Source organism: Hyalangium versicolor (genome assembly GCF_020103695.1).
Taxonomy (GTDB): domain Bacteria; phylum Myxococcota; class Myxococcia; order Myxococcales; family Myxococcaceae; genus Hyalangium; species Hyalangium versicolor.
On sequence record NZ_JAHXBF010000019.1, the window covers coordinates 162,165 to 189,153 of the forward strand.

The 26,989-nt window shown below is 67.6% G+C and carries 25 protein-coding genes; 6 read left to right on the forward strand and 19 right to left on the reverse strand.

Annotated features, from left to right (window positions below; all coding sequences use genetic code 11):
• Positions 1 to 15 precede the first annotated feature (15 nt).
• Positions 16 to 1,326: a serine/threonine-protein kinase gene (locus KY501_RS34785; protein WP_373691674.1), complete on the reverse strand. Its 1,311-nt coding sequence runs from the start codon at positions 1,324 to 1,326 to the stop codon at positions 16 to 18.
• A gap of 79 nt (positions 1,327 to 1,405) precedes the next feature.
• Positions 1,406 to 2,692: a glutamate-1-semialdehyde 2,1-aminomutase gene (hemL, locus tag KY501_RS34790; RefSeq protein WP_224368002.1), complete on the reverse strand. Its 1,287-nt coding sequence runs from the start codon at positions 2,690 to 2,692 to the stop codon at positions 1,406 to 1,408.
• Positions 2,693 to 2,935: 243 nt separating this feature from the next.
• Between hemL and KY501_RS34795 the strand changes: the two genes are divergently transcribed.
• From KY501_RS34795 to KY501_RS34805, 3 genes are all read left to right on the forward strand, one after another.
• Entirely contained in the window at positions 2,936 to 4,393 is a 1,458-nt protein-coding gene (locus KY501_RS34795) for a serine/threonine protein kinase (RefSeq protein ID WP_224368003.1), read from the forward strand.
• Between the two features lie 96 nt (positions 4,394 to 4,489).
• Complete coding sequence (locus tag KY501_RS34800) at positions 4,490 to 4,909, forward strand: hypothetical protein (protein WP_224368004.1); 420 nt, start codon at positions 4,490 to 4,492, stop codon at positions 4,907 to 4,909.
• Between the two features lie 21 nt (positions 4,910 to 4,930).
• On the forward strand, positions 4,931 to 5,494 hold the full coding sequence (locus tag KY501_RS34805) for an imm11 family protein (protein WP_224368005.1): 564 nt from the start codon (positions 4,931 to 4,933) through the stop codon (positions 5,492 to 5,494).
• An 83-nt stretch (positions 5,495 to 5,577) separates the two neighbouring features.
• Here KY501_RS34805 and KY501_RS53360 read toward each other — a convergent pair whose 3' ends face one another.
• The 3 genes from KY501_RS53360 to KY501_RS34815 all read right to left on the reverse strand — a co-directional run bounded on the left by KY501_RS53360 (position 5,578) and on the right by KY501_RS34815 (position 7,423).
• The gene (locus KY501_RS53360; protein ID WP_255637073.1) at positions 5,578 to 5,712 is read right to left on the reverse strand and encodes a hypothetical protein; all 135 of its coding nucleotides are present in this window, start codon (positions 5,710 to 5,712) and stop codon (positions 5,578 to 5,580) included.
• Positions 5,713 to 5,774: 62 nt separating this feature from the next.
• Positions 5,775 to 6,176: a hypothetical protein gene (locus tag KY501_RS34810; RefSeq protein WP_224368006.1), complete on the reverse strand. Its 402-nt coding sequence runs from the start codon at positions 6,174 to 6,176 to the stop codon at positions 5,775 to 5,777.
• Positions 6,177 to 6,718: 542 nt separating this feature from the next.
• Positions 6,719 to 7,423, reverse strand: coding sequence for a hypothetical protein (locus KY501_RS34815; protein WP_224368007.1), 705 nt, complete (start codon positions 7,421 to 7,423; stop codon positions 6,719 to 6,721).
• Between the two features lie 58 nt (positions 7,424 to 7,481).
• Here KY501_RS34815 and KY501_RS34820 point away from each other — a divergent pair, with 58 nt between their 5' ends.
• Complete coding sequence (locus KY501_RS34820; RefSeq protein ID WP_224368008.1) at positions 7,482 to 8,411, forward strand: DUF6929 family protein; 930 nt, start codon at positions 7,482 to 7,484, stop codon at positions 8,409 to 8,411.
• Between the two features lie 15 nt (positions 8,412 to 8,426).
• Here KY501_RS34820 and KY501_RS34825 read toward each other — a convergent pair whose 3' ends face one another.
• The 8 genes from KY501_RS34825 to lspA (KY501_RS34860) all read right to left on the reverse strand — a co-directional run bounded on the left by KY501_RS34825 (position 8,427) and on the right by lspA (KY501_RS34860) (position 14,940).
• Positions 8,427 to 9,344, reverse strand: a complete 918-nt coding sequence (locus KY501_RS34825) for a tetratricopeptide repeat protein (protein WP_224368157.1) — start codon at positions 9,342 to 9,344, stop codon at positions 8,427 to 8,429.
• Positions 9,335 to 9,592 (reverse strand): hypothetical protein, encoded by a 258-nt coding sequence (locus tag KY501_RS34830; protein ID WP_224368009.1) that lies wholly within the window; start codon positions 9,590 to 9,592, stop codon positions 9,335 to 9,337. The genes KY501_RS34825 and KY501_RS34830 overlap by 10 nt, the downstream gene beginning before the upstream one ends.
• Positions 9,593 to 9,691: 99 nt before the next feature.
• Positions 9,692 to 10,081 carry a hypothetical protein gene (locus tag KY501_RS34835; protein ID WP_224368010.1) on the reverse strand — a complete coding sequence of 130 codons (390 nt, stop codon included), beginning with the start codon at positions 10,079 to 10,081 and terminating at the stop codon, positions 9,692 to 9,694.
• Positions 10,082 to 10,231: 150 nt separating this feature from the next.
• The gene (locus KY501_RS34840) at positions 10,232 to 10,741 is read right to left on the reverse strand and encodes a KdsC family phosphatase (RefSeq protein WP_224368011.1); all 510 of its coding nucleotides are present in this window, start codon (positions 10,739 to 10,741) and stop codon (positions 10,232 to 10,234) included.
• Between the two features lie 9 nt (positions 10,742 to 10,750).
• Positions 10,751 to 12,160, reverse strand: coding sequence for an MXAN_5187 C-terminal domain-containing protein (locus KY501_RS34845; protein ID WP_224368012.1), 1,410 nt, complete (start codon positions 12,158 to 12,160; stop codon positions 10,751 to 10,753).
• A 107-nt stretch (positions 12,161 to 12,267) separates the two neighbouring features.
• The gene (locus KY501_RS34850; RefSeq protein ID WP_224368013.1) at positions 12,268 to 13,566 is read right to left on the reverse strand and encodes a prolipoprotein diacylglyceryl transferase; all 1,299 of its coding nucleotides are present in this window, start codon (positions 13,564 to 13,566) and stop codon (positions 12,268 to 12,270) included.
• A 126-nt stretch (positions 13,567 to 13,692) separates the two neighbouring features.
• Complete coding sequence (gene lspA / locus KY501_RS34855) at positions 13,693 to 14,283, reverse strand: signal peptidase II (RefSeq protein WP_224368014.1); 591 nt, start codon at positions 14,281 to 14,283, stop codon at positions 13,693 to 13,695.
• A gap of 33 nt (positions 14,284 to 14,316) precedes the next feature.
• Entirely contained in the window at positions 14,317 to 14,940 is a 624-nt protein-coding gene (gene lspA, locus KY501_RS34860; RefSeq protein WP_224368015.1) for a signal peptidase II, read from the reverse strand.
• A 191-nt stretch (positions 14,941 to 15,131) separates the two neighbouring features.
• Here lspA (KY501_RS34860) and KY501_RS34865 point away from each other — a divergent pair, with 191 nt between their 5' ends.
• The gene (locus KY501_RS34865; RefSeq protein ID WP_224368016.1) at positions 15,132 to 15,452 is read left to right on the forward strand and encodes an FAM210A/B-like domain-containing protein; all 321 of its coding nucleotides are present in this window, start codon (positions 15,132 to 15,134) and stop codon (positions 15,450 to 15,452) included.
• A 9-nt stretch (positions 15,453 to 15,461) separates the two neighbouring features.
• On the opposite strand, the gene KY501_RS54390 is transcribed toward KY501_RS34865, so the two are convergent.
• Positions 15,462 to 18,686, reverse strand: a complete 3,225-nt coding sequence (locus KY501_RS54390; RefSeq protein ID WP_373691675.1) for a lamin tail domain-containing protein — start codon at positions 18,684 to 18,686, stop codon at positions 15,462 to 15,464.
• Between the two features lie 255 nt (positions 18,687 to 18,941).
• Between KY501_RS54390 and KY501_RS34885 the strand changes: the two genes are divergently transcribed.
• The gene (locus KY501_RS34885) at positions 18,942 to 19,703 is read left to right on the forward strand and encodes a Mut7-C RNAse domain-containing protein (RefSeq protein ID WP_224368017.1); all 762 of its coding nucleotides are present in this window, start codon (positions 18,942 to 18,944) and stop codon (positions 19,701 to 19,703) included.
• A 140-nt stretch (positions 19,704 to 19,843) separates the two neighbouring features.
• Here KY501_RS34885 and ileS read toward each other — a convergent pair whose 3' ends face one another.
• Genes ileS through KY501_RS34910 form a run of 5 tightly spaced genes read right to left on the reverse strand, consistent with a single transcriptional unit; the run spans position 19,844 to position 26,811 of the window.
• Positions 19,844 to 22,744 (reverse strand): isoleucine--tRNA ligase, encoded by a 2,901-nt coding sequence (gene ileS, locus KY501_RS34890; RefSeq protein WP_224368018.1) that lies wholly within the window; start codon positions 22,742 to 22,744, stop codon positions 19,844 to 19,846.
• A gap of 33 nt (positions 22,745 to 22,777) precedes the next feature.
• A complete protein-coding gene (locus KY501_RS34895; protein WP_224368019.1) occupies positions 22,778 to 23,461 on the reverse strand; it encodes a hypothetical protein in 684 nt (227 codons plus the stop codon).
• Positions 23,458 to 24,390 (reverse strand): TadE/TadG family type IV pilus assembly protein, encoded by a 933-nt coding sequence (locus KY501_RS34900; RefSeq protein ID WP_224368020.1) that lies wholly within the window; start codon positions 24,388 to 24,390, stop codon positions 23,458 to 23,460. The genes KY501_RS34895 and KY501_RS34900 overlap by 4 nt, the downstream gene beginning before the upstream one ends.
• Positions 24,384 to 25,994: a pilus assembly protein TadG-related protein gene (locus KY501_RS34905; protein ID WP_224368021.1), complete on the reverse strand. Its 1,611-nt coding sequence runs from the start codon at positions 25,992 to 25,994 to the stop codon at positions 24,384 to 24,386. The genes KY501_RS34900 and KY501_RS34905 overlap by 7 nt, the downstream gene beginning before the upstream one ends.
• 7 nt (positions 25,995 to 26,001) lie before the next feature.
• The gene (locus KY501_RS34910) at positions 26,002 to 26,811 is read right to left on the reverse strand and encodes a TadE family protein (protein WP_224368022.1); all 810 of its coding nucleotides are present in this window, start codon (positions 26,809 to 26,811) and stop codon (positions 26,002 to 26,004) included.
• Positions 26,812 to 26,989 lie beyond the last annotated feature (178 nt).

The window sequence follows — 26,989 nt, forward strand, 5'->3', positions numbered from 1 at the left end:
TCCCACCCTGTCCCGCTAGGGAGCGAACAACCACACCACGCCGAATCCCAGCGCACACGCACCGACGAAGATTCCCAGCGCTACCCACACCCAGCGCCGCCGAGCCGCCGAGCTGCTCTCCACTGCGGGCGTCTGGATGTCCTCCTCTTCGTCCTGGATCTCCCGGACGATCTGGGGCCGGCGCGCTTCCACCATTCCCACGCCGGGCTCCGAGCTGGCCTGCACGTCCATGCCGAAGCTGACCTGGGCCTCTCGCGTGCCGCGCCGCTCCGAGCGAGCCTGCTTGATCGTGTCCGCCTCCGCGGAGACATCATCCTCCGCGGGGACATAGTCCTCGGGCGCCTCCAGGCCGCTGTGCTCGAAGGCGAGCGCCGTGGGCGGTGCCAGCTTGGCGGGAATGGCCTGTTCGGTGAGCGCTCGAGACGGATCCTTGCCGAGCAGCTCCGCGAGCACCGCGTCCTCCGCGGCCTTCTCCTCGGAGAACACCTCGCACATGAGGCGCCCTACGTCCGCGTCCGTCACGTCGGGTGCCAGCTTCGCCTTGATCCGCGCCAGCTCCGCCCCCAGCGCCGCGGCGTTCGCGAAGCGCTGGTCCGGCTCGGTGGACAGCGCGCGCATCACCACCGCGTCCACGGCCTGCGGCACGTTCGCGCGGAAGCGGCTGGGCGAGTCCCACTTCGGATACGCCGCCTTGCGCCAGCGCTCCAGCGGCTCGCCCTTCTGCGGCAGCGCCTGCCAGGCGAACAGCTCCCACAACACCACGCCCGCCGAGTACACGTCCGCGCGACGATCCACGAACTTCTTCCGCGCCTGCTCCGGAGACATGTACGTCAAGTTGCCGATGACCACGCGCGGAGCCGTCTGCTGCTCCTTCAGCGTGGACTGCGAGGCACCAAAGTCGATGATCTTCAGCTCTCCGTCATAGGAGATGCAGACGTTGGCCGGGGACAGGTCCCGGTGCACCAGATGCAGCGGCTGGCTCGAGCCATCCTTCGCATCGTGCGCATAGGCCAGACCCTCGCAGAGCCGGATGCCGATTTGAAGGATGACTCCGAGCGTCATCACCTGGCCGCGCTGGCGCATGCGGTAGGCCAGACGGCTGAGCGTCTTGCCCTGCACGTACTCCATGGCCAGGTAGAGCTGTCCCTCCACCTCGCCCATGGCGTAGACGCGGGCGATGTTGGGGTGCTGCAGGTGCACCACCACCCGAGCCTCGTCCCGGAAGCGGCCGATGAACTGCTTGTTCTCCATCAGCCGAGGCAGCACCTTCTTCACCACGCACGCGCGGCGGGGAGACTCCTCGCGCGCCAGGTACACCTCTCCCATGCCCCCGGCGCCAATCCTTCGCGCCAGGGTGTAGGGTCCAAACCGGAAGGGTCCCCGCTGGGACTCGGGCTCGTGGGGATTAGCCAAGCGTTCGGAAGGCCTTTCGCGCCGCGGAGAGGATGTGCGCCACCTCCGGCTCGCCGATGGCCAGCGAGACAAACGCCGCCTCGAACTGGCTCGGCGGCAGGTAGACGCCCTCGTGCAGCATGGCGTGGAAGAACTTGGAGAAGCGCGCCGTGTCCGACTTCTTCGCGCTGGCGTAGTCGTACACCGGGCTGCTGGTGAAGAAGACGGTGAACATGCTGCCCACGCGGTTCAGGGTGATGGGCACGCCGGCCTCCTTCGCCGCGGCCGACAGCCCCTCCTCGAGCATGCTGCTGATCTGCTCCAGGCGCGAGTACGTGCCCGGCGCCGCCAGCGCCTTGAGGCACGCCAGGCCCGCGGCCACCGCCACCGGGTTCCCGGACAGCGTGCCCGACTGGTACACGGGGCCCTCGGGGGCGATCTTCGCCATGATGTCGCGCCGGCCGCCGTACGCACCCAGCGGCATTCCGCCGCCCACCACCTTGGCGAAGGTGCTCAGGTCCGGCTGCAGGCCGTACAGCTCCTGCGCTCCGCCGCGCGCCAGACGGAAGCCCGTCATCACCTCGTCCAGCACCAGCAGCACGCCGTACTTGCGGCACAGGTCCTGGAGATCCTTCAGGTAGTTCAGCTTGGGGATGAGTACGCCCATGTTGCCCACCACCGGCTCGATGATGGCGCAGGCGATCTCCTTGCCCTTCTCCGCGAAGATGCGCTCCACGGCGCCCAGGTCATTGAAGGGCGCGGTGAGGGTGAGCTTCGCCAGCGCCGACGGCACGCCCGGCGAGTCCGGCAGCCCCAGCGTCTCCACGCCGCTGCCCGCCTTCACGAGGAACGGGTCTCCGGCGCCGTGGAAGCAGCCCTCGAACTTGAGGATGTAGTCGCGGCCGGTGAAGCCGCGCGCCAGGCGGATGGCGGCCACGGTGGCCTCGGTGCCGCTGGAGACCAAGCGCACCTTCTCCACGGTGGGCACGGTGGCGCAGATGAGCTCGGCGAGCTCCACCTCTCCCGGTGCCGGCGCTCCGTAAGTGGTGCCACGGCGCGCGGCGTCGATGATGGCCTCGACGATGGGCGGGTAGGCGTGGCCGAGGATGAGCGGACCCCAGCTCCCCACGAGGTCCACGTAGCGGTTGCCATCCACATCCGTCATCCACGCGCCCGTCGCCTCACGGAAGAAGACAGGGTCGCCACCAACGCCTCGGAAGGCGCGCACGGGCGAGTTCACTCCGCCGGGGATTCGCTCCTGCGCGCGGGTGAAGAGGGCCTTGCTCTGGGAGTGGTTCATGGGGCCCCTGCATACCACCAGATGGGAGGCCCTACACCGATCAGGTGCTCGTTCCTCGGGCAGGCAGGCGGTTGCGAGGGCCCTCATTCCCTCCGAACGTCAAGGACTGCGCCTTCAACCCCCCCCGCCCGCCAGGTCGTGCGCCATTCGGCTGAGGCAATCCCCAGGCGTCCACGTCGTCGTGCGTGAAGTGTCCGTGCCTACCCCTTTCGTTGCTGCAAGCCGTGGGGCAGGCTGTCGCGCATGTCCGGTGCTCCTCCGTCCTCGCTTCACCCGGCCGCGCTGCCAGTCGGCACGCTCGTGGGCCGCTGGCGCATCGCAGGCTGGGCGGGCCGCGGCTTCCACGGCGCTGTCTACCGGGCTGTCCCTGCGGACAGAGAGCTCGCAACCCCCGTAGCCCTCAAGCTGGCCCTGCTGCCTCGCAACCCCCGCTTCGCTCGGGAGGCGGAGCTGCTCTCCCGCCTGCGCAACGGCAGCATCCCCCGCTTCTGGGAGGCGGGTGAATGGCAGTCCCCCGCTGGCGACTTCTTCCCCTTCTTCATCATGGAATGGGTGGACGGCCTGCCTCTGTATGCCTGGGCTCGTCAGCAGCCCTTCTCCCTACCCCAGGCCAGCCAGATGCTGGCTCACCTGGCGCGCGCACTTCAGAGCATCCATTCGCAGGGCGCTGTGCACCGAGACGTAAAGGGCGACAACGTCCTGGTGCGCCGCATGGACGGCCGCGCCATGTTGATCGACTTCGGCACCGGCCTCTACCCGGAGGCCGAGACACTGACGCCACCGGATGCCTTCCCGGGCACTCCCGCCTACCGCTCGCCCGAGTCCGGACTCTTCGAGCTGCAGAACCTGCGCTCTCGCGCGGCTCGCTACCGCGCCCAGCCGGCGGATGATCTGTACGCACTGGGTGTCACCGCATGCCGCTGGCTCACCGGTGAATACCCTCAGTTCTCCGATCCCTTCCAGGATGCGCAGGGACTCTGGAGCATGGAGGCGGTGAAGCTGCCTCCGGCATGGGAGCAGGTCGAGCCATCGATACGGGCTCCGGTGCGGCGTCTGCTGTCGGTGCTCCCGGAAGAACGAGGCACCGTGCACCAGCTCGCAGAAGAGATGGAGCGGCTCGCACGTCCCCGTCCCGTGGTGGCTGTGCCAGCCGCCGAGCATTCTCCTCCGGCTCCCGCCCCTGAGGTGAAGCCCGCGCCCTCCTTGGTCCCCTCTGACGACAAGCCCGCCGCAGGCAGCGCCCACCCACGAAGGACGATGCGGTGGGTGTGGCCTGCGCTGGCCACCGCCGCCGCAACTCTGGCCGTGGCCCTCTGGGTCAGCCGAGGTGTGGTCGAGCAGCTCTCGCAGCAGTCCTCCGCTGTCTCCTCCACTCCAGGAGTCTCCCGGCCAGACGCAGGAACCGCGGGGCTCGGAGACACGCTGTCCACCGCGGCCTCCCCGGATGTGCCCGAGCCGTCACTGCCTGCCATGGCGGAAGAACCGCTCCCCGAGCCGATCCCCGGCCAGACGCAGCCGGATTCCAAGGGGCGCTGTCCTCTCAGACGACAGGTCGCCCTCAACGGAGCGTGTTGGGTCCCACTCGCGCCAGAAGAGTGCGAGGCCTCGTTCGCCAATGGGCAGATGTTCCGCGGCAAGTGCTACGTGCCAGCCCTGCCTCGCGGCCGTCGCCCCACCTCGGAGCCTCCTCCCAAGCCGTAGAAACAGATCACTTTCGCATATGCGAAAGTGGGTCACCGCTGGCGCGGCGGATGGAACGACCCTGCGGGCAGGAAGGGGCCTCCAGCCAAGAGGGCAATGCCTCTGGCTGGAGAGTCCCTGCTCGGGGGCAGCCCTACGCCGCGGGGCCCTCAAGCGTTTGATGTCGCTGGCCCTCAGCGAAACCTCGTCACCACCAAGGGCATCCACACCATGGAGATGAGGTCCGAGGAACTGAACGCGGCCCTCCGGCCGATTCAGGCCATTCTCACGCGTGCGCTGACGAAGGCGGACCCATCGAACGTCGTTGATGGCTCGGTCAAGTTCGACAAGGCCCGCTTCACCTGGAAGCCGACAGCGCGGGACATTGAGGCCATCCGCTACGACGCGCTCAGCGATGCAACGGCGACCTGTCGCAGCGTCGTCGAGTGCCGCGCGGCCCTGACCGACGAACTCCGCAGACTGGCCAAGCAGATCGCCACTCCGGGAACAAAACTGAACCAACTCGTCACCCGGTAGCAACCGCGCTAAATGGAGTCCATGTCCCACCGTTTCTTCAGACTCTCCGACGATGTGAACGTCCCGCACCGCTGGCATCTGGCGATGCCCAGGGACCGTCAGGGCGTCAAAGTGGATGACGGGCAGTTCAGGCTTGGGCTTCCCGTCTCCACCACGGGCCTTTTGAGAATCCCCGTCGAGGTTACGGGCAAGCCGCTGGACTACACGGAGGCTGGCATCATGATCCCGGTGCTCCATGTCCGGGTCGCGTCCATGTTCGCGGAACTGGCCCCAGATGATGCGCAACTCATCCCCGTGGACGTGGAGGGCCAATCGGATCAGTACCTCATCCTCGTGGCCACACGCCTCATCGACTGCATCGACGAAAATGCTTCCCAGTTCGATCGCTGGACGCCCGAGGAGGGAGTTCTTCACAGGCTCAGGCGGTATTCCATCATGTACGAACTGCACATCGACAAGGCCAAGGTGGGAAGCGCCAAAGTGTTGCGGTGCGAGGGATGGACAGGCCCGCTGATCGTCGCCGGGAAAATCAAGGACGCCTTGGAGCGCATGGGGGCCACAGGCACAAGATTCGAAGAGGTCTAGTCCAGGCCCAGCGGGGCGTATCAGTTCGCCGAACCCCGTGAGGTGCACAGGAGAAAGGAGGCTGCTCGCTGGGCGAGTAGCCGTCAGTCGACGCTGTTAGAGAGAGTGACGGTGCCTGGGTTCTCGATGTCAGCCAGAGCGGCGCGCACCAGGTAGTCCCCTGGATCTTCGCCTCGAAGCCTGGCTGTCTCGATGAGCGAGTAGAACAGAGCTGACACCTCGGTGCCTCCAGCCAAGAGGGCAATGCCTCTGGCTGGAGAGTCCCTGCTCGGGGGCCGCCCTACGCCGCGGGGCGCAGGGCGGTGATGCCATCCATCAGCGCTTCGAGCAGCACCTGCGCGTCCTCCAGGAGCACGTCCTTGATGGTGAAGTGCGTCTGGTCATCGATGAGGCGCGAGGTGACGCGCGTGTGTGTGGAGTCCTCCGGGAAGCTGGCAAGGATGCTGTCACGCAGGCTCTGGAGACGAGCCAGGACCTCCTCCGGCAGGGGAGGCTGGGCCTTGATGCGCAGGTGCCTGGTGGCCTCCTTCAGCTCCTCCACCGTGCACTCGGAGAAGGGCTTCTTCTCGACGGTGCCATCCGCCTTCGGCACCTCGATGGGCGTGGGCCCCGGCTCCTCGTTCGTTTGATGCCGCAGGCGCTCAGCGGAACCTCCGCTGCAACCCACGGCGGGGGAGCGCATTGCAGCAACCGGGCCACGCACTGCTCACTCGGGAACGGAGGCTGCCACCCGAGAAGGGCGTCTCGTTTCTCGGACTGAAGTCTCATTGCGTGGACGGTGGCTCATCCTGAGGAGTTACGGATATCCGTAACTGCCCAGGTGACGGACCTCCATAAACGACCCAGTTACGGATATCCGTAAGTGACCTCCGCAGGTGTCCTTCCTGGCCTGTGGCGTGGACCGAGGGAGTACCCATCGATCCTTCCCCATCTCTGCGTGCTTGATTCAGAATGCCGGGCATGTCGGCCAACCGCCCGCTTCCTGCTCGGGAGCCCGTCGATATCGGCATCCTCACGGTGATCGCTTCGAGTTTGACGCCGCGAAGGAGGCACTCGGAGACTTGAGGGAACACTCTGGGCCGCTGGTACGCGCAGAGCAGCTTGGCAAGCTCAACGGTGTTGCCTCAAAGGCACGTTCTCGGCGATGCGAGCGTCATCGCCGTACAAGGCAGGCATACCAGTTGGCCCAAACCGCGCCCGGAGGGGACACTCCTTCGGGCTCGATCAGTACTTCTTGATGATTCCAGGCAGCGTCCCGGGAGCCGGCCGCCCCAGTGCCGGCAGCCGGTTCATCCTCGAGCGGGCCTCTTCCGCACGTTTCCGCTGCGCTGGCGTCATCGCGGGCCAGAGCAGCTTCATCCGCTCCGGCGACATCTCGGCGATCTGCTCCTTCTCGCGCTCCGACCGCAGCTTCACCTTGAAGTCTGTCTTCCGGTAGGGGACGCCGTACTTCTCCACCTGCCAGAGGATCAGGAACAGCTGCCTCGGCGTGAAGGCACCGTTCTTGCGGTAGTACATCGCGAAGCTCTCGACGTTGATGTCCTCCTCGAACCGAGGCTTCCGCGCGAGTTGCACCAGGACATTCAGCACGCGCCGCAGCCGCGCCTGGTTCTCCAGTTCCCGGCGATCCGCGTCGACCTTCTGGTGCGCCTTCCGGCCAACAACCTCGATGCCCAGCGCATCCTGGACCGAGATGTCGAACCGCTTGATGCACTCCGAGCCGATGAGCAGGCGGTTCTGGTTGTGCCGATTGTCGATGGCGAAGTGGAAGCTGAGGTCCTGCTGGCCACACAGCTCACACGTCCCGCTGCGGGCATCCAGGATGAAGCTCTCTCCTCGATAGACCCACTCCTTGAGGGCCTCAGCCACTTCTTTCTGCTCCACGCTGGCCGGAAGCAGATGAGGCTTGATGCGCTCGAAGTAGTTCATCGGGCTTCCATCCACTGCGCAGGCAGATACGTCCCGGGTAACCCTCTAGACTTCTACCATGATCCGAACCACCCAGCGCCGGACCCTCACCCTGCAAGCTCCCGAGGAGCCCGGGCGCCCAGCCCACGTCTCCGCGGCCAGCGGGCTCGTCGCCGTGGGCCCGTGGCTCTATGTCGTGGCGGACGATGCGCTCCACCTCGCCGTCTTCCCTCGCGAGGGCAGCGCTCCCGGACGCAGTATCCGTCTCTTCCCAGGCGAGCTTCCCCTGGAGCACGTGGCGCGCAAGGCCGCCAAGCCGGACCTGGAGGCGCTCTGTCTGCTCCCGCCCTTCACAGGCTGTCCGCAGGGTGCGCTGTTGGCGGTACCCTCGGGCTCCACGGCCTCGCGGCAGCAGGGAGCCGTCCTTTACCTGGCCGCGGATGGCACGCTGACGGGCGAGTCGCGCTTCGTGGACTTCTCCGGGCTGTACACGCAGTTGTCCCGTGAGCTGGGCTCCCTCAACGTGGAGGGTGCCGCCCTCGCTGGTGGCCGGCTGCGGCTCCTCCAGCGCGGCAATGGCGATCAGAGCGTGGACGCGCTGGTGGACCTGGACCCCGAGCGCTTCCTCCGCGCCTTGGAGGCAGACCGCGCCCCTGGCCCCGACGTGGTGCGCACCGTGAAGCGTTGGGAACTGGGCCGGGCCGGGAGCGTACGCCTGACCTTCACCGACGCCTCACCCCTGCCGGACGGGCGTATCGTCTTCACCGCGGCCGCCGAGGACACCCGCGACGCCTATGCGGATGGCCCCGTCATGGGCTCGGCGGTGGGAGTATTGGCTCCGGACGGCTCGCCGCTGTTCATGGACACCGTGGACGCGAAGGTGAAGCTGGAGGGTGTCAGCGCAACCATCGAACGAGGCCGCGTGCACCTGCTGCTCGTCGCGGATGCGGATGATCCCGCCGTGCCCGCCCCACTGCTGGAGGCAATCCTGGAGGGCGTGCCAGGCTGAGTCCTCGGGCGCGCGTCAGTCGCCGCGGTCCGCCGCGGCTTCCTCGGCCGTGCCGCCCATGGCCTCCACCGAGGTGCGTGCCGGACGGCCCATCTTGTGGTCGAACGCGGCCGCCTTCTGCCCCACCGCTTCGGGCGTGGTATTGGCGATGCGCTTGCGCGCCCGGGAGATGTAGTCCTGCACCAGGTTCGGATCCGGGTGCGTCTTGAGCGCGTCCACCCACAGCTCGATGGCCTTCTCGTTCTCCCCCGCCTCGGCGCGAATCTTCCCCATCTCCACCAAGGCGTGCGGAGCCAGCTCCGAGTCCGGGAAGCGCGTCCGCAGGTCCGCGTAGATGCGCGAGGCCTCCTGCCGCCGCCCGTCCATCATGTGCACCGCCTGCGCCTGCAGGAACAGCGCGTCGTCCACGTAGGAGCTCGTGGCGAACCGCTCGATCAGCTTGCCCGCCTCCAGCTCACACTGCGCGTAGTCCCCCAGCTCGAAGTAGATCTTCGCCACCTGGTACTGCAGCTCCGCGCCCTGCGGCGGGTTGAGCTGGAGCGCCGCCGTGAGCTGATCGATGGAGCCGCGCAAGTCCCGGTAGTACACCCGCAACAGGTCCGCCAGGATGATGCGCGCTTCGAGCGCCTCGGGTGACTGGGGGCACTGCTGAATCAGCTCCTTGTAGACGCTGACGGCCTCCTTCACCTTGCGCTGCTCCAGCCAGTACACGTCCGCGGCGCCCTTCAGCGCACGGGCCCGCAGCACCTTCGTCTCGGGCGATTCGTTCTGGCGCAGCATGTCGAACGCCTTGCGGTACTCGACCAGCGCCTCATCCGGGTTCTTCGCGAAGATGGCATCCCGCGCGCGCTGCAGGTGGTCCGCGGGCGTCTCGGTGCACCCGGCCAAGGCCCCCAGCAGGGCATACGCGAGCACCAGCCGCCTCAATTGCAGGCCTCCGGGATGACCTTGAGGCAGTTCGTCTGCTGGCACTTCACGCACTCCTGCTGCGGAGACACGTCGGTGACGCAGACGGAGACACGCGAGGAGCGCGGGCAGTCCTCGGCGGTGGCGCAGCGGTAGACACCACCGTCCGTGTCCGCGAGCGACTCCTGCCGGGAGCCACACACCTCGATGTCGTTGCATCCCAGGGATGCAGCCGCCACAGCAGCGGCGAGCACCCCGCACCAGAGCAGTCTCACGCGCCCCTTCTAGCTGGATTCCGCTGCCTCGTCACGGATCGGTCAACCTGCCCGATCGCCCTCCATCCGAGGTCAGGGATTCCCCGACGCAGCGGGCCGTCAGTCGTGGCTGCTCGGCAGCTCCTTGCCCGAGGTGAGCACCGTGGAGTCCACCGCCGCCACGCTGTGGCCCCGCTTCAGCCTGCGCGCCTTCTCCTCCTGCCGCGCCTCGTGCTCGAGGATGGCCGCCAGGTTCGCGTCCGCGTGCTTGCAGTGGATGGCCGAGACCTGCTGGTGCCGCTCGCCCAGCTCCTGCCACAGGTGCATCCGCGCCTGATTGCCCAGCAGCCGCTCCTCCACCGTGTCGAGCGCCGCATCCATCTTCTGGCCTTCGGCCTCCAGCTCGGCCAGCCGGGCCTCGGCATCCGCTGGCGGCTCGAAGCAGCCGGTCGACAGCGAGAGCGCCAGCACCGACACCCCCAGAGCCATCCCCCGCGTCCCGACCACCATCTCCTACCTCTCCTCTCGCGCCGTGAGAGCCGCTTGCGCGCGAGGCCAAAGTAGGGAGCACCTTCCGGGCAGACAACCGGCCCCCCCATGCCGCCAGGTCGGGTTTTCAACACCCAACGTTTCGCGGTGGGGCGCTGGCCTTCGAGGGCCTCAGCCCTTGTGCCAGTGCCGGAGAATGAATTCGCACACCTCGCGCGCCGCGCCGAACCCCGCCGGCTTCTGCGCCACGTAGTGCACCTGCGCTCGCACCTCGTCCGGAGCCTCGGGCGGCGCCGCGGAGAAGCCCACCGCCTTCAGCAGCGGCAGGTCCACCACCTCGTCCCCCATGTAGCCACACCGGTCCGCTGGCACCTCGAGGATTTCGAGCAGCTTCTCGAAGTGCGCCACCTTGTCCTGGCTGCCGAAGTGCACGTGCTTCAGCCCCAAGGACTGCATGCGCATCTGCGCCGACAGGCTGTCGCCGCCGGAGATGGCCGCCACCTCGATGCCCGCCTCCTGCAGCCGCTTGATGCCCATACCGTCTCGCACGCTGTACATCTGCGTCCAGCCGGAGTTGGGCACCCAGAAGATGCGCCCGTCGGTGAGCGTGCCGTCGATGTCGAAGATCATCACCGACAGGTGGCGCACCCGGGCCTTGAGCGACTCGGCGTCCTCGTTCATCCGCGCCGCCTACTTCGGCACGGCCTTGAGCGTGGCCTTGCCGTCCTTGATGACGACCTTGAACTCGACCGACTTGGCGTTGTGCTGCTTGAGCAGCTCCGGCACCTGCTTGCGCAGGTTGGCCGCCACCGACTCGTAGCTCATCTTCGAGGTGTCCTCCTGGTTGCGGCGCTTGGCGGTGACGTACGCGTCGTACACGGCCTTCAGCTTGTCGTCGGACAGGTTGCTACTGGCGGCCGCCGCGGGCTTGGGCGCCTGCGAGGGTGAGGACGCCGGCTTCGCGGCGGGCACCCCCGGCTTGGAGCCCGCCGTGGAAGGATTGGCGCCCGGTCGCGCGGCCGCGGAAGGTGGAGGACGCGAGGCCGTGGAGGCCGGAGCCGCCGGCTTGCCCAGCGGCTCATCCGTGAGGCTCTCAAGCGCCGCGGCGATGCCGGACGTACTCTGGGACGGCGCGCCGAACGCGGGCACTCCGCGGCCGGGCGTGCCTGAGATGCCGGAGGTGCCTCGAGCCGGCGTGCCGCCAGGAGGAATCGTCGGCGAGCCCTTCGACGGCGTGCCGCCGGGAGGAATCGTCGGCGAACCCTTCGAGGGCGTACTGCCCGGAGGAATCGTCGGCGAGCCCTTCGAGGGCGTACTGCCCGGAGGAATCGTCGTCGCGCTCTTCGCCGCGACGGGCGCAATCGAGGGCGTGCCCTTCAGCGGCGTGCCGACCGGAGGCGGCGTGGAGATGGTTCGCGCGGGAGCACCGGCCGCGGGCGCCACCGTCGGCACGGAGGGCACGGGCGCCACCGAAGGAGTGCCTCGGAACGGCGTGCCTCCCGAGGCCGCCACCGGCGCCATCGAAGGAGCCACTGTCGGCACAGCAGGCACCGCGGGCGCCGCCGCCACCGAAGGCACGGGCCGGAACGACACCGCCGCGGGCTCCGGCTCCACCGGCCGGGGAATGAAGCGCGAGGGCTCCGGCTGAGCGGGCTTCGGCTCGTTGGGGATGATGTCGGCGACCTCCTCGAACTCCTCCTCGGAGATCTCCTCCGTCAGATCGAAGGCGCCCTTCTTCTTCTCACCGCCTCCGGCCTTCTGCGCGCGGCGCTTGGCCTTGAAGAGATCGCGCTTGTACGTGCCGGACTCGATCTCCTGCAGCGTGCGCTGCCACATGCGCTCGTAGGTGAGGAACTTGTTGTAGAGCGAGGAGATGCGGAACTTCACGGCGGTGTTGCGCACCAGGCCCGTCTTCAGCTTCATCAACCGCTTCTTCAAGTCCTCGTGCGCGCGCACCGGAGGCAGGCGCTCGTTGCCGAGGAAGTACTGCTCGTAGACCACCTTCAGTGCCATGAGCTCTTCCTCGAGCGCGTGACACTCCTCGGCGGCCTTCTCGTTGTTGGACCTCTTGTCCTGCTCGTCATCCCCCAAGAGCTTCACGTTGGGCGATGACTTACCGGGTGAGGACTTAGCGGCAGATGTAGGCTTTCCAGTCTCCGGCGGCATGCAACCTCAGAGTGTCCCCAAGACTCGCCCGGCGATCAACCTCAGGCGGGGCTGGGAGTAGGTCCCAGGCTCGCTTCCCCGCCCAGCCGGCGGGTGCGCTGATACAGGAGCGTAGCCCCAAATGAGAACATACACAGCGAGATGAACTGGCTGGTGGAGATGTTGTACCAGGCCTCCAGGGGCACCCAATGGGCCAGCGAGGGCGCGGCATCGCTCAGCAGCCCGTGCAGGGTGCCGCGCTCGGTGTCGCCGCGGAACAGCTCCACCGTGGAGCGCAACACCGCGTAACCCATGAGCCACAGGGAGAAGATCTCCCCGTGGAAGCGACGGTAGCGGCGCAGGAAGAGCAGGCTGGCGAACAGGATCACCTGCCCCAGGGACTCGAAGAGCTGTGTGGGGTACACGGGCAGGGTGGTGCCATGGTGGGATACCCACTCGGAGATGCGCACCGCGCCGGGGGCCGCCTGCTGGAGGATTTCCCCGGTGGCCTCGATGACGTAGCGCCCGTCCATGGCCTGGGAGCTGTAGGCGGTGCTGCCGGTGCCGGTGAGGTGGCCGAACACATCCTTCACCACGCCCGAACCGGGGAAGCGCACGGCCAGGTGCGTGTGGCTGCCCGCGGGCCCACCCCAGCAGCACCCCGCGGAGAAGCAGCCCAGCCGCCCCAGCGCCTGGCCCAGGGACACGGTGGGGATGGCGAGATCCGCCAGCCGCAGGAACTCCATGCCGTTGACGCGGGCGAAGGCATACGCGGCGATGGCCGCGCCGATCAGCCCTCCATAGAAGACGAGGCCTCCGCCCAGCGAGAAGACGCTCGACAGGTCCTTCGCGTAGTCCTTCCAGTTGACGAGGATGAAGAGGACGCGGCTGCCCACCAGTCCGCCCACGAGCACCCAGAAGCCCAGGTCCAGCACCTGCTCTCGGCGGCGAGGGCCCTCGGTGTCCACGAAGCCCTTGCCGTCCACCCACTCCACCTTGCGCCACTCCTGCCGGGCCAGCCGCGCCGCCACCGTCACCGCGCAGAAAAAGCCGGTGGCCAGCAGCACGCCGTAGGTGTGCACCGGGATGCCCTCGCCCTTGCCACCGGGGAAGGCGCTGGCCGGCAGCGCATACAGGAGCCCGAAGTACGCCAGCACCGCACCGCCCACTCCATAGAAGGCCGCGCGCTGCACCTGCTCCGGCCGGGGCGCTGGAGCCCGCGTGCCCTGCTCCGTCACCGGCCCCTGCGCCCCGCGCCAGCCGTTCCAGGCGATGTAGCCCACCACCCCGAGCGCCACCGCGTACAGGAGCAGCTGCGAACCGAGGGACTCGAAGGTGAGACGGAAGAGGATGGGGAGCATGGAGCCCTGCCTGAAAAGGACGACGGCGCCCAGCCTACCCGCTGGCGCGGCCGGAGAACGCCTGGGGCGCGGCGGCTGTTCCTGGCCGCTCCCCGAGGAGGCGCACGGGCACGAGGGGCCCGCGCTCTACTTCGGCGGCTCCTTGCGCACGAAGGCGTCGAGGATGAGCATGCCCACACCCACGCAGATGGCCATGTCCGCCACGTTGAACGAGGGCCAGTAGGCCTTGTCCATCCAGTGCGCCTGGACGAAGTCCACCACGAAGCCGCGGGCCACCCGGTCGATGTAGTTTCCCAGCGCGCCACCCAGCACCAGGCACAGCCCCCACAGCGCCCAACGCTCCTTCGGCTCCGTCCCCGAGAGCTTGGAGAAGTAGTAGCCGATGAGGATCACCGCGCCGATGCTCACCGCGTGGAACAGGGGCCCGCGCAGGTTGGGCGGCAGGTTGCGGAACATGCCCCAGGCGGCGCCCGGGTTCTCCTCGTAGCGCAGGCGCAGGAAGGACTCGGACAGCTCCACCGAGCGCTTGGACCGGAAGTGGCGGCCATCCACGCCCAGGGGAGGCGGCTCGCCATACATGGCCTTGAGGCGCTCGCCCGTCGAGTTCAGCCCGTCGAAGCGCGTGGTGAGCTCGCCGACGACGTCGTACTTGGACCACTGATCGAGCGCGATGACGCCCAGGGTGATGACGAGGAGGATGAGGTATTTGCGCGGCACGGGGGGCGGCTTACACCACCTGCCCCCCACCCGTCACGAATTGGGGCTCTCGGCGAGCGGCGGAACGGAGGGCTCGGAGCGGCGCACGCGCAGCGAGTCCACCAGCATGAGGGCCACGCCCACGCAGATGGCCGAGTCCGCGACGTTGAATGTCGGCCAGCGCATGCCGGGCTGGTTGCGCCAGTGCCAGTCGATGAAGTCGATGACGTAGCCGCGCACCAGCCGGTCCATGAAGTTGCCCAGCGCGCCACCAGCCACCAGCGCCAGCGCCACACGCACCAGGCGCTGATCGGCATCCAACCGCTGGTACATGGCGAAGATGAAGGCCAGGGCCGCCAGGCTCACCACATGGAAGAAGGTGCGGCGGGCACCATCGGGGAGGTTGGCGAACAGACCCCAGGCGGCGCCCGGGTTCTCCACATAGCGGAAGTGCCAGTAGTCCTCGATGAAGCGGTAGGGCCGGGTGGCGCGGTAGCGGCCGTCGGCGGAGGGCGGCTGGTTGTCCAGGTTCTGCTCGGAGAAGTAGCCCGCCACCCGAGCCAGCCCCGAGCGCCCATCCAGCGCGTCCGTGAGGTTCGACACTGCGAGGTATTTGGACACCTGATCAGCTGCCAGGGTGCCGAGGGCCACGAGGACGAGGAGGCGCAGGTTCTTCATCTCACCTGGATCTCTAACCTGCTCCCCCAACTCCTGACAACCCGGAGAGAGCTTCCCTCCAGTGCCTGCCTGCCTTGATTTCCAGCCCGGCACATTTCGGGCATGGTGGGGGGATGCCGCCTGTTGAAAACCCTGTGGAAAAGCCCACCTCAACCGACACCGTCCCCGCCCCGGCCGTGGCCAAACCCTCGATGAAGACGAGGTTCACCACGCTCTTCAATGAGTACGGCCTTGTGGCCATCGTGGTGCACTTCACCATCTTCGGGCTGAGCATCCTGGGGTTCGCGGTGGCCCTGAGGATGGGGCTGGACACGCAGGCGCTCAGCCAGAAGCTGGGCGTGCAATTGGAGGGCGCGAGCGGGACGGCGGGCACGCTGTTCGCCGCATGGCTGTTGTCCAAGGCGATCCAGGTGCCGCGCATCTTCGCCACGCTCGTGTTGACGCCGCTGGTGGGGCGCATCCCCTTCGTCGCCCGGCGCATCCAGCGCAACCGGGAGGAGACGAAGGGGTAGCGCCTCGGCTCAGAAGGCCGAGCCGTTCGCCCGGGTGCCCGGAGACGTCTTGACGCCCGACACCACGGAGGTGTGAGCAGCGAAGGCGGCTCCGCTGGTGGCGTCCGGGTTGCGGTTGGCCGAGATGCCGTCCTGGGTGAGCGTTCCGCTTGGGAAGGTGATGGCCTCCACCACCGTCCCCGTCGAGTCCTTCACCGTCACGGTGTCGCCGCTGTTGGACAGGTTGAGCTGTCCGGTGGACGCGGCCACGGCGTTGGTGAGCGTCGGCGGAATCGCCGAGGCCCCGCCGAAGACGACGATGGCCTTGCCCGGATCCAGCATCGTGCCGCCGGCGAAGGTGTGCCGCACCGACAGGGCATCGGAGATCGTCCACCCGGAGAGGTCCACCGCCGAGGTGCCCGAGTTGATCAACTCGATGAACTCGCCGTTGACGTCCGAGCCCAGCTCGTTGATGAGCGCCTCGTTGATGAACACCGCCGCGGGGTTGCCACTGCCGCCCGGGGTGATGGCGAAGGCCGCATCGCTGGTGTCGCTGATGGTGGCGTTGGACGCGTCGCTCACGCGGACCATGGCGACGCCGCTGGAGACGTTGGGCACCGTCCACGCGTAGACACCCGAGCCGGCCGCCACGCTGGAGACGATCGTCGTCCAGGTGGTGCCGTTCGCCGTGTACTCGAGCTTCACGTTCGTCACGCCCGTGGACGTCCAGGTGATGTTCTGGCTGGTGCCGCCCACCCAGCTCTCGCCGCCGTTGGGCGACGTCACCGTGACGCTGGCGGCAACGATGGTGAAGGCAGCGTTGCTCGTGTCGGTGACGGTGGAGTTGGACGTGTCGGTGATCCGGACCTTGGCGGCGCTGGTGCCCATGTTCGGCACGACCCACGCGTAGCTGCCCGAGGTGGCCCCCGTGCTGGAGGTGATCGTCGTCCAGGTGCTGCCGTCCAGCGTGTACTCGAGCTTCACGCTCGTCACGCCCGAGGACGTCCACGTGATGGAGTGGCTGCTGGCGCCCGCCCAGCTCTCGCCGCCGTTGGGCGAGGTCACCGTGACGCTCGGGATGACGAGGGTGAAGGGCGCGTTGCTGGTGTCGCTGATGGAGGCGTCGGACGCGTCACTCACGCGCACCCTCGCGTTGGTGGTCGCGACGGCCGGCACCGTCCAGGGGTAGCTGAACGTGGAGGCCGGGGTGCTGGAGGTGATCGTCGTCCAGGTGCTGCCGTCCACCGTGTACTCGAGCTTCACGTTCGTCACGCTCGAGGACGTCCACGTGATGTTGTGGGAGCTGCCCGCGACCCAGCTCTCGCCGCCGTTGGGCGAGGTGACGGTGACGTTCGGACCGGCCACGCCTCCGGGGATGTAGAAGTCCTTGATGATGCCCATGTGCTGCATGTTGCTGGCAGCACTGTCGTTGGTCTGCGCCGGGGCGATCTCCGAGATGGGCGAGTACACGCGCGTGTCCACCACCAGGCCCCCGGCGAAGGTGCTGCTGCCGATCACCGTGGCCGTCTGGTACTGGCGCAAGTCGCTGTCCACGAGCACGTGGTCATACGGCTTGTTGCGGTTCGCGTTGGTGTTGTTGTTGCCATTGCGATCCGCGGGGTACGGGGCACTGGTCGTCACCACCTGGGAGAAGGTGGAGAAGAGGGCCTCGGAGCGGCTGTCGGAGTTGAAGTCACCGCCGATGGCCAGGTAGTCCCCCTGCGGGACGTTGGCGTTGATGAAGCTGACCAGGTTGGTGGCCTCGGTGTTGCGGACTCCGGCGCCACTGGTGAGCAGGTGCACGCTCACCACCCAGAGATCCTTGGGGCCCGGCACGTCGATGCGCGCCCACGCGAAGTCCCGGTTGCTCACCTGCGTGTCGGTCCACTCGCCCGACTGGAGGATGGGCCAGCGGCTGATGATGCCGTTGGGGATCTGCGCTCCGGTCTCGCGGTAGTAGTAGAAGCTCGGTCCGAAGGCGGTGTCGATGAAGCTGCGGATGTCCGCGGCCGAGTTGGAGCCGTAGTTGAACTCCTGGATCATCACCACGTCCGGGTGAGTGCCCTGGAAGATGCGGATGCCTTCTCCCGGGTCATAGCTCTGCCCGTTACCGCTGGTGATGTTGGCGGCCATCAGACGGATGAGGCTGTAGCTTGACGAGCCTCCATCGATGCCTCCGTCCGAGCTCGTTCCACCGTCGGAGCCGCCATCGCTCGGGAAGCCGGCATCCGTGCCGCCGTCCACCCAAGGACCGCCGTCCCCAGGACCGCCGTCGGAATCGCCACCGTCATAGGCGCCGCCGTCGGAATCGCCACCGTCATAGGCGCCGCCGTCGGAATCGCCACCGTCATAGGCGCCGCCGTCGGAATCGCCACCGTCGTAGCCACCACCGTCGTAGCCACCACCGTCGTAGCCACCACCGTCGTAGCCACCACCGTCGTAGCCACCACCGTCGTAGCCACCACCGTCGTAGCCGCCACCACCGTCGTAGCCGCCACCACCGTCGTAGCCGCCACCGCCGTCGTAGCCGCCACCACCGTCGTAGCCGCCACCGCCGTCGGAGCTGCCGCCGTCGTAGCCACCACCACCGTCGTAGCCACCACCACCGTCATAGCCACCACCACCGTCGTAGCCACCACCACCGTCGGAGCTGCCGCCGTCGTAGCCACCACCACCGTCGTAGCCGCCACCACCGTCGTAGCCGCCACCGCCGTCCCCAGCACCTGCATCCGCGTCCGGCCCGGCATCCCCAGGCCCAGGGCCGCCACCGCCATCCACCCCTCCCGCGTCCGGCTCAGAAGGACCTGCGTCCCCAGAAGGACCCGCGTCCGAGCCCGCATCATTCTTAGGGCCCGCATCATCAGGGCCTGCATCGTTGGAGCCCGTGCCCCCATCGCCCAACACGCCACCGTCCGTGCCCGCGTCGCTGTTCGAGTTCAACCAGTCGCACTGGTCCTTCGGCTGGCAGTAGCCTCCCACGCCACCGTCCTCGCTGCCGCCGCAGCACGTGACGCCCAGATCCTGGCACGCCTCGGTGGACTCGCAGGGCCGCAGGCACAGGTAGCGCTCGTAGACATCCACATACCGGCACTGCTCACCGGGAGCGCACGCGCCCGCATCATGCTCGTCGCAGTCCACCCACGCGCCACCGTCCGGCAGCGGAGGAACCTCCGGCACATGGTCGGGACCGCAGGCCTGCATCATCACCAACAACGCGAGCCCCGCCCCCACGAGGCTCGTGAGCATCTTCTTCATGAAACAACACCCATTCCTTGCTGCCGGGGGGCGGACATCGGTCAGCGCCGGCACGAGAGAGAGGCGGAGTATACGAGCACTCGCTGCCCGGCGACCCCTCCCCTGAGAACAGAAACACGGTTGCTTGCTTTCTCAAACAACGGGTGAAACATCGCCGCACCGCGGCTTTTCCCCATCGTGAAAGGTGGACAACCTCCCGGGGCGGGGGCGTAGCGTTCACTCTGTGAGAACTCCAGCGGGTGTGGGAGCCCTGCAATGAAGTCGTCGAAGCAGGTGCGCGTGCGCCTCTATGGAGCGCTGAACGACTTCCTCCCGGCTGACAGGCGCGGCGCCGAGTTCATCCACACCTTCGCGGGAACACCCTCGGTGAAGGACCTGCTCGAGTCGCTCGGCCCGCCCCACCCCGAGGTGGACGTCATCCTCGTGGATGACCAGGCGGTGGACTTCTCGCACCGGGTGGCGGACGGCTCGCGCGTGGCGGCCTATCCGGCCTTCCACTCACTGGACGTGACGCCGGTGACCCGGGTGGGGCTCCCGTTACCCTCGGAGCCTCGGTTCGCGCTGGATGTGGGCCTGGGGAGGCTGTCGGGATTCCTGAGAATGCTCGGTTTCGACACGCTGTGGCGCAATGACTTCGCGGACGACGAGTTGGCGCGGCTGTCCCGAGACGAGGAGCGGGTGGTGCTCACGAGAGACCTCGGGCTGCTCAAGCGCGCCGAGGTGCGGCACGGCTACTACCCGCGCAACTCGGACCCGGCGCACCAGTTGGTAGAGGTGGTGCGCCGCTACCAGCTCACCTCGCGGATGCGTCCCTTCACGCGGTGCCTGGCGTGCAACGCGTCGCTCGCGGCGGCAGAGAAGGGCGAGGTGCTGGACCGCATCCCCGAGGGTGTGGCCGCCACACACTCGCAATTCCAGCAGTGCCCCGAGTGCCGGCGCGTCTTCTGGCCCGGCACGCACCACCAGCGCATGCAGGGCCTGGTGGACAAGCTGCGCGAACTGGAGCACGAGGCCTGAGCGGCCTCACGCCCGCTCCCACAAGAGGAGGAGCCCCGTCGGGCGCGACATGAACGAACCTGTCTGCTAGTTGGACAGGTTTGCGCCAACTCCGCCCGGAGGGGGCTGCTGCCTCGGGCGGGGGTTGGCCAGCTCGAGGCTCAGCTCAGGGCCTCGCGGCACTTGGGGCACTCGTCACCGCCCTGCCCCACCTGCTCCGAGTAGACCCAGCACCGGGGGCACTTGGTGCCCTGGGCGGACAGCACCTCGGCCGTCACTGCCGTTCCCTCACCAAAGGCCTGCGCCACCGACAGCGGCCGAGCCTTGGGCCCCGGCTGCTCCGCCAGCTCCACCTGGCTCACAATGAACAGCGTGGGCAGCTCGGCCAGGTTCGCCTGGAGGAACTCGCGCGCCTTGCCGCTCGCCGTCAGCACCACGCGTGCCTCCAGCGACGAGCCGATGAGCTTCTCCCGCCGAGCCTCCTCCAGCACTCCCTGCACCGCGCCGCGCACCGAGAAGAGCTTCGCGTACCGCTCCGCCAGCGCCGGCTCCAGCGCGCCCACCGGCTCGGGCAGCCCGGCCAGGAAGACGCTCTCCGAGGACCGGGCCGGGAGCTGCTGCCATGCCTCCTCCGCCGTAAAGCTCATCACCGGCGCCAGCAGTCGCAGCAGAGCGGAGGCCACCTCATACATCACCGTCTGCGCGCTGCGCCGCGCCTTCCCCGCCGCCTTCGCCGTGTAGAGCCGGTCCTTCAGGATGTCGAAGTACACCGCCGACAGGTCCGCCGCGCAGAAGTCCACCACCGTGGCGTAGACGAGGTGGAACTCGTAGGCCTCGTACGCCCGGCGCACCCGAGCCACCACCTCGGCCAGCCGCCCGCGCGCCCACGCATCCAGCGGCAGCAGCTCCGAGACCGGCACCGCATCCTTCACCGGATCGAAGTCGAAGAGATTGCCCAGCGCGTAGCGCAGCGTGTTGCGGATCTTCGCGTAGCCCTGGCTCAACCCCTGAAGAATCTGATCCGACAGCCGGACATCGTTCCGGTAGTCGCTGGCGGCCACCCACAGCCGCAGCACCTCCGCGCCGTACTGCTGGATGATCTTCTCGGGAGCGATGACGTTGCCCTTGCTCTTGGACATCTTCTCGCCCTGCCCGTCCACCACGAAGCCATGCGTGAGACAAGCCCGGTACGGCGACACATCCCGCGTGCCCACCGACACCAGCATGGACGAGTGGAACCAGCCGCGGTGCTGATCACTCCCCTCCAGGAACAGGTCCGCCGGGGTGCGCTGCCGCCGCTCCAGCACCGCCGAGAACATGCAAGCCGAGTCGAACCACACATCCAGGATGTCCGTCTCGCGCCGGAACTCGCTACCACCACACGAGCCACACTTCGCCTCGGCGCCCAGGAACTCCTTCACCGGCGTGCGGTACCACACGCCGGCGCCCTCCTTCTCCACCGCCGCCGCCACGCGCTCCATCAACTCGGGAGAGATGATGGCCTCGCCGCAGCCCTCGCAGTAGGCGATGGGGATGGGCACGCCCCAAGTCCGCTGTCGGCTGATGCACCAGTCCGGCCGTCCCTCCAGCATGCCGTGGATGCGGCTGTGCCCCCAATCGGGCACCCACTGAACCCGGTCCACCTCCTCCAGCACCTGCTGACGGAACGTCTTCTCCCCGTTCAACGCCTTGTCCAGCGGGATGAACCACTGCGAGGTCGCCGCGAGGATGATGGGGTTGCGGCACCGCCAGCAGTGCGGATAGCTGTGCTCCACCGTGTCCGTCTTCGCGTTCAGCAGCACGCGCCGCTCGGCCAGCATGTCGATGATGACCGGGTTCGCGTCGAACACCCGTAGCCCCTGCAACCCCGCGCCCACCGTCTCGTCGTAGCGCCCGTCCGCGCGCACCGGGTTGTAGATGTCCAGGCCGTACTTCAGGCCCACTTCATAGTCCTCCTGGCCGTGTCCCGGAGCCGTGTGCACCAGCCCCGTGCCCGCCTCCAGCGTCACGTGCTCGCCCAGGATCACCTTGCCCGTCCGCTCCAGGAACGGGTGCTGATACGTGAGGTGCTCCAGGTCCTCGCCGCTCGCGTAGGCCACCACCTTCCGCAGGTCATCGAACGCCACCGTCTCCACATCCCCGCCCGGCAGCTTCGCGTTCTTCATCACCAGCTCGTCCGCCTTCACCTCCGCCAGCACCTTGGCCAGCAGCTCCTTGGCCACGCAGAGCACGCGCTCGCCCGCGTCGAAGAAGACGTACTCGAAGCCCGCGTTCACCGCGATGGCCAGATTCGCCGGCAGCGTCCACGGCGTCGTGGTCCAGATGACGAAGTCCACCGGGCGGCCCTTCAGCACCGGGAACCGCTCGCCCACCTCCAGCCCCGCGCGGAAGGCCACGTACACCGAGGGACTCTTGTGCTGCTCGTACTCCACCTCTGCCTCGGCCAGCGCCGTCCCGTCGTACACGCACCAGTACACCGGCTTCTTCCGCCGGTAGAGCAGCCCGCGACGGGCGCACGTGGCCAGCTCGCGCAGCTCCTGCGCCTCGTACGCGAAGTCCAGCGTCCGATACGGCGCCTCCCAGCTCCCGAACACCCCGAGCCGCTGGAACTCGCTGCGCTGGATGTCCACGAACTCCAGCGCATACGCGCGGCACCGCTCCAGGAACGCGTCCCGGGACAGGCTGCGCTTGTCGATCTTCTGCTCCTTCAGCCGCTTCTCCACGGCCTGTTCAATCGGCAGCCCGTGCGTGTCCCAGCCGGGGATGAAGTCACACCGCCGCCCGCTCAGGTTGCGGTACTTCACCACGATGTCCTTGAGCACCTTGTTGAGCGCGTGGCCCGCGTGCAGGTGGCCGTTGGCGTACGGAGGGCCATCCGCCAGGACGAAGGGCTCGCCGGCCGCGTTCTTCTCCAGCAGCCGGGCCCACAGGCCGCGCTCGGCCCACCACTGCAGCATCCGCGGCTCGAGCTTCGCCAGGTTCCCCTTGATGGGGAACTCCGTCCGCGGAAGGTTCAGGGTGTCCTTGTAATCCTTCGGAGGAGACGCGCCCGAGTCGCTCATGAGGAGCGGCCGTAGCACGCCCCCCCGGGCCCATCAATCCGCGTCCGGCGGCTCCTCGGAGGAGGGGACCGTCCGGCGCAGCACCACGACCGAGACCTGCCCGTCCTTGCTGTCGCGCACCATCACCTGCAGCTCATCGCCGCCGTTGCGGAACAGGAAGGGCTCGCGCTCCGTGTATCCCGCCTTGCGCATCTCCTCGCGGTAGAAGGTCTCCACCTTCCCCCGTGGAGCGCTGATGACGTACGTCAGCGAGCGAGCCACCTCGAGATCACTGTTCACCACGCCCTTGGCTCCCGGGAACACGGGCGCGATGGGCGAGCCCGTCTGGCGCGGGCGCGAGAGGTTGGCCTCCCCGAGCACTACCGTGGTGGTGCCATCCGGGTTCGGCTGGAGCGCGAAGGTGTACGAGATGAACCGCTCCGTATCCAGCGCGGTCAGCTGCGGCTCACGGGTCACCTGGGTGCGGTGGTGATCCGGAGGAATGTAGAAGCCCCATTGCTCGAAGCGATCCACCATGTGCTGGAGGATGACCTCGGGCCGCTCGGCGCTCTTCACCGAGCGGATCTTCACCGGGACGCCATCGGCCTTCAGCACGCCGGGCACCTCCACGACTTCCAGCACCTTGGGCACATCCCAGGTGAAGGGCAGCCGCTGCGCGGAGGCCTCACCAGCCCCCAGCAGCGCCACCAGCATCAGCCCCAGCGCGGGCGCTCTCACTCGTAATACTTGTGATCGCACTTGAGCCCCAACCAGCACGGCTTCCTCTTGCCCACGGACTGGTCGTACTCGTTCGTGGGGCTGCCCTTGCCCGGCGTGGTCGGCCAGGTGCCGGGATCGTCATCTCCGCCGTTCTCGGAATCGTCGTAGACCTTGAAGCTCATCCAGAACTTCGACGAGTTGATGGGCACCTGCCCGATGGTGGTCCGGGCCAGCTGCATGGCGGCTCCCTTGTTGCCCCAGCCATGCCGGTTGAAGACGCGGAGCGCCGACTGGTAGTACGCCTGATTCTTGCAGCCCGAGTCATCCAGCACAGGGCAGTCCGTCGACTCCTCGTCGAGCGCCAGGCCGAAGTCATCCAGCAGGATGCCGAAGCTCGCCTCGCAGCCGCCACCGCGGTTGACGCCACAGATGGTCATCGACGTCGTCGAGTAGTGCTTCTCCTTGAAGAAGGCCCCCGAGCCGTCATCGAAGAAGCTCGTGGGGAACTTCCACACGGAGATGGTGGCCTTGGACGAGCACCGCATGCCGCCCGTGTTGGCCTGGTACACACCCTCCGTCGTGTTCGGCGGCCGGTGTTCGATGGAGTTCTCCGCCTCGCACGTCACCGTCGGGCTGTCCGCCTTCGTGAAGACGTAGGTGATGGTGCCGCCGCCCGTCTTCGAGGAGCGCCCGTCGAGGTCCTTGTAGCGCTCATTGGCGCGCTGAGCCACGGTGCTGGGGTCGAGCAGGTTCCAGCTGTCGGGCAGCACGTGCATCTTTGCCTGGGTGGCATCCCAGATGGCCGTCGCGCTGGACTCCTGCACCTTCAGCGACAGGAAGGCGATCTCCGCGAAGTGGATGCCGAAAACCAGGATCGTCACGAAGACGAGCAGCCCGATGGCCAGCTCCACCGTGCCCTGGCCTCTCTGTCGTCGTGTCGTCACCATCCGGCGTACTCCGCGCTCTTGAGGGCCTCATAGGCCTGCTGGGTGAAGGGCGCTCCCGATGCGCCCAGCGCCTTGCCCACGTCCTCCTTGCCCTTCTTGTCCACCCACGCGGAGATGAGCGTGGCGCGCCAGAAGGGGTTGAGGAAGTTGGGCGGCTCCGTCCACTGCCCCGTCCTGTGGTGGTAGTAGGCGATGCCCGCCGACAGCGCGGTGGCCTTGGAGATGTCCGTCCCGTTCGTCAGGGTGATGCCGCGGTTGTCGAACTTCTCGTTGGTGCTGGAGAACCGGAAGTTGAAGAAGAGGTTCCAGGGGTCCGCGCTGCTGCCCATGCGGCTCTGATAGTCGCGCTGGATGATGGCGTAGTTCTTCGGCTGGCCGAAGTTCTCATCCTCCTCGGCGACGTGCTTGAAGTTGTAGTCCGCGTGCGGCGGCCACATGCCCGGGCACAGGGTGCAGTCGCCCATGGTGTGGTCCTCCTTGCGGCCGTTGTCGTCCGCGGAACCGCCCGTCCAGTAGTGCTCGTCGTTGTGGCTGGGCTCGTCGGTGCTCTTCACGTGCGCATCGATGCCGCCGGACTCACCTCGGGACATGGGCGGGCAGGGCGACTGTCCCCGTCCGAAGGTGAGGGTCACCGAGCCATGGTCATCCCCCCAGGCCGCGCCGTTCTCCGCGGGCTTGGCCGAGTGGTTCTTGTTGCTGTTGAAGTAGCCGCTGCCCTCGTCCTCGACCGTGTTGATGATGTCCATGGCCGGCACGATCGTCTGCAGCTTGTTCTTGATGGGGTTCGCGCCCCCTTCACGTCCGGTGACGAAGGCATAGCCGCGCGAGCCCATGGCCGCGTAGACGAAGTGGTTCTTGTGGTCCGCCTTGCGGCGCGTGCAGAAGGCGCCTTCCTTGGCGCAGCTCTCGTCGCCCTCGATTTCGAAGGTGTTGACGCTGGCGGCGCCCGTGCTCGCGACGATCTCCTCGCCGAACATGCTGCCCTTGTTGGCCTGCTTGGCGATCTTGTCGGCGATCGTCGCGCCCGCGAGGGCCGACTTCAGGGCGTCATAGGCATCCTTCTGCGCCTTGGAGATGGAGCCGAGCTGCAGGGCTCGGGCCTCGTGGCCCGCGCGGGGGTCCGCGCCCGACCACTTGCTCTCCACCTGCTGGTCCTCCTTCGAGAGATCATCCCGAGCCTTGTCGATGTCCTGAATGGCCTTGTTGCCGCACTGACAGAACCGGGCGCAGGTGGCGTTGGTCGGAGCGCACGGGCAGTTGGAGGCAATGATGAGCTCGTAGGGCTTCTTGGCGTCGTTATAGGCCCTCCGCCCGCCTTCCAGGGCGGCGCGGTAGAAGCCGCTCCAGGAGATGAGGCTCTCCACGCCCGTCATGACCACCATGTGGCCCATGAAGGCGCGGTTGAGCAGGGAGACACCATTGAAGGTGCGGGCGGTGGCCACGGCCTGGGAGTAGGCCGCCGCGTCCGCGACGGTCTGCAGCTCCATCTTCTCGCGCGCCTTCATGCCGATGGAGAGCGTCATGCACACCATCAGCGTGAGCAACAGCAGGGTGAGCGCGAAGAGGACCATGGTCTGGCCTCGCTGGCGCAGAGTGGGGGTCATCACGTCCTCACAAGCCATCCGGCGTGCCGGGGCAGTTCTGGGTGGAGAAGTGGACTTGCTTGGCGGGAGTCATCATCCGCATCCCGTAGGTGGCGTGGATGGGGAAGACGTACTCCTTCGAATTGATCCGCGAGATGAGCTCGCCCTGGATGAGCGAGTCGAACGACGGAGGGCTGCTCCCGGCCGTCCATCCGGCGTTCTTCTCCGCGAGCATCAGCGGGTTGGCGGCGTTGTAGTTCTGCAGCCCGTAGTAGGAGAGGATCATCCGGCTGATGACCCAGTCGGCGAAGGGAATCTTCAGCGCGAACCAGTAGACCAGCCGCACCTCGAGGCGCAGGCCGCCCGTGTTGGCGCTGCCGCTGAGCTGGGTAGGCTGATCGAACTTCTCATCCTCCTGCCCCGAGATTTCGCCCCGCGTGGGCTTCTCGCGTGCCATCCAGAAGATGGGGCCGGTGTGGTTGCCGTCGATGCCCGACTTGTACTTGGGGTCCGGGTTCCTCGGCGAACCGATGCGATCCTGCCAGGCCCTGGCCAGCTTCTGCGCGGGAGAGCCGCCTCCCGTGCCCTGGCCCATATAGGGGATGACGCTCGGCAGCAGCCCCGCGAGCGCCGCATGCATCATGGGGACGCAGTCGCCGTGGTTGCGAGCACCCGCCCGGACGGCCTGGAAGGCCGCGTACTCGGCCATGATGCGGCCCTGCAGCATCATGAAGAGCTGCAGGGTTCCGAGGATCAGGAACACGGTAAGGGGGAGCGTCAGAGCGGCTTCCACCGCGGCCTGGCCGGCGTCTCGGCTCCGTGATCGTTGGGAAAACATGCAAGGGCTATTTTCGCTGTCCCCTGCCCTCCGAGACATCCGCCAAGTGGACGCAAGGATGGGAGAATCTGCGGGTCTTCTCTACATCCGGCACCGCAGATTCTATTCCCCATGGAGTTTCACACTGAGGCTGTCCGGCCGTAGGGCAAGCGGGCAGGATCAGCGGCAGGCGGAGGTG